The sequence below is a fragment of the Robiginitalea sp. genome, from assembly GCF_049588695.1.
Lineage (GTDB): Bacteria > Bacteroidota > Bacteroidia > Flavobacteriales > Flavobacteriaceae > Robiginitalea.
Genome location: NZ_JBAVZJ010000420.1, coordinates 1 through 2,153, shown reverse-complemented (window position 1 = coordinate 2,153; position 2,153 = coordinate 1). Strand labels below are relative to the sequence as shown.

General features: G+C 47.2%; 2 protein-coding genes and 1 pseudogene. 2 read left to right on the top strand and 1 reads right to left on the bottom strand.

What is annotated here, in order from left to right; all coding sequences use genetic code 11:
* Nucleotides 1-273: pseudogene (locus WBV75_RS09855) on the top strand (cyanophycinase); the annotation flags it as partial.
* On the opposite strand, the gene WBV75_RS09850 reads toward WBV75_RS09855, so the two are convergent.
* The gene (locus WBV75_RS09850) at nucleotides 270-1,202 is read right to left on the bottom strand and encodes an isoaspartyl peptidase/L-asparaginase family protein (RefSeq protein WP_424120449.1); all 933 of its coding nucleotides are present in this window, start codon (nucleotides 1,200-1,202) and stop codon (nucleotides 270-272) included. The pseudogene WBV75_RS09855 and the gene WBV75_RS09850 sit on opposite strands and share 4 nt — an antisense overlap.
* A gap of 160 nt (nucleotides 1,203-1,362) precedes the next feature.
* On the opposite strand from WBV75_RS09850, the gene WBV75_RS09845 reads away from it, so the two are divergent.
* The coding region (locus WBV75_RS09845; protein ID WP_424120448.1) for a lysophospholipid acyltransferase family protein at nucleotides 1,363-2,153 on the top strand (791 nt) is incomplete at its 3' end.

The following is a 2,153-nucleotide window of genomic DNA, read 5'->3' as shown; positions in this document are numbered from 1 at the left end:
GCTGTAGCGGCATTCCCGAATCTTCTGGGTGTGGGCCTGGCTGAAGATACAGGGATGGTCATCAAGGAATGTAACACTTTTGAAGTTATTGGTTCCGGGATGGTGCTTTTGTTCGATCCGAGTAAACTGAAACACAACAACCAGAAAATACTGTCAGAGGGAGAGCCTATGTCCCTATCCAACCTGAAAACCCATGTTTTGTCTAACGGGGACCGCTTTAATATTCGAAAAAGGAAAATAAAAGTCCTGCCGCTGGATTCTCCTTTCGTTTAGTCCGAATAAATCTGCACTTTCTCATCACCGAATGCATTTTTCGAAGCCCGGTACATTCCTTCCGTATTAAAAGGCATAGCGATATTGCCGTGCACATCCACGGCAATAAGCCCACCATCACCCCCGATATCCAGAAGTCTTTTGTCAATGACTTCACGAGCGGCTGCTTCCAGTGACAGTCCTTTGAACTCCATCAGGCAGGAAACATCATAGGCGGCTACCCCCCTGATAAAAAACTCTCCACTGCCCGTGCAACTCACGGCGCAGGTTTTATTGTTGGCATAGTTTCCGGCGCCCAATACGGGGCTATCCCCAATACGCCCGAATCGCTTATTGGTCATCCCACCCGTAGAGGTGGCTGCTGCCAGGTTTCCATGGAGATCGCAAGCCACGGCCCCCACAGTGCCGAATTTAGAATCCTTTTTGGCGCTGTGGTCCAGTTGAAAGGCATCCGTCCCTTTGAGGTCCTGCCATTGCTGAAAACGAAAGGCATCGTAGAAATAAGATTCGGCTTCCAATGGATAATCCAGGCTGCTAGCAAACTTCATCGCCCCCTCCCCTGCCAGGAATACATGCTCACTTTTCTCCATAACATCCCGGGCGAGAACAACCGGATTTTTAATACCGGAAATCAGGGAGACAGCTCCGGCATTCAAGGATCGTCCCTCCATGATAGCGGCATCCATTTCGTGCGTACCGTCCGCTGTAAATACGCTTCCCTTTCCGGCGTTGAATAAGGGAGAATCTTCCAAAGCCACTACAGCCTGTATCACGGCTTCAGTCGCTGTGCCACCCTCTTTTAACACGGAATAGCCCTTTCTAAGGGCTGCTGTAAGGGCTTCTTTATAGGCCTTTTCTTTTTCCGGGGTCATCATACCCTTAACCAGAGTACCTGCCCCTCCGTGAATGGCAATCGCGTAAGGTTGCATCATTATTGTTGTTATAATTAAAATAAATCTAAGGTCTTCAGAGGGCAAAATACGCAGGCTTTTTCAGACTGCATACCCCGGGGCTCAGCGATTTGCGTTCAAGCTTCCGTAAAAATAAGGCAGGGTACTTAAATAAGTTTACTTTTGGCGAATCCCCGTTATGAAAAAACTCTATTACACATTTGTATTCGGTTTTATCCACCTCGTTTCCCTGCTTCCCTTTTGGATATTGCACCGGATTTCTGATTTCCTTTTCCTACTCATGTATTACGTGGTGGGCTATAGGAAAGATATGGTTTTAAAGAATATCAAAAAGTCTTTTCCCGAAAAGTCAGAACCTGAGGCGAGGCAAATCCGGAAAGACTTTTTTCGACATTTTTCGGATTTGATGATTGAATCCGTAAAGAGCGCCACTATGGGGCAAAAGCAGTTTCGAAAGCGCTATTTTATCACCAATCAACACCTGCTGGATACGTACCATAAAACCGGTAAAAGCATTATTATCCTTTCACCACATACCGGGAACTGGGAGTGGATTTTTTCTTTAGTAGAGGTTATTCCCTACGATGTATATGCGGTTTATCAGCGTCTGACCAATCCATACATGGACAGGTACATCCGGAAAACCCGGCAACGATTTGGGGCCATGATGATCCCCACTACCCGGACTTTTAAAATAATATTGGAAGCAGCCCAAAGGGGGGAGCAGTTTCTGACCTGGTTTGCCGCAGATCAGTCGGCCAGGCCCAACAAAGCCCAATGGGTCGAGTTCCTGAATCAGGAGACCTCCTTTCATAAAGGGTATGAAGACCTTGCCAAAGGGGTAGATCAGACCGTCCTTTTTCTGGATATCAAGAAAGTGAAACGCAGTTTTTACGAGTTAGAGCTCCACGTGATAACGGATGATCCCAGATCCCTTCCCGAAGGAGCTATTGTTGCAGAGTTCGCACG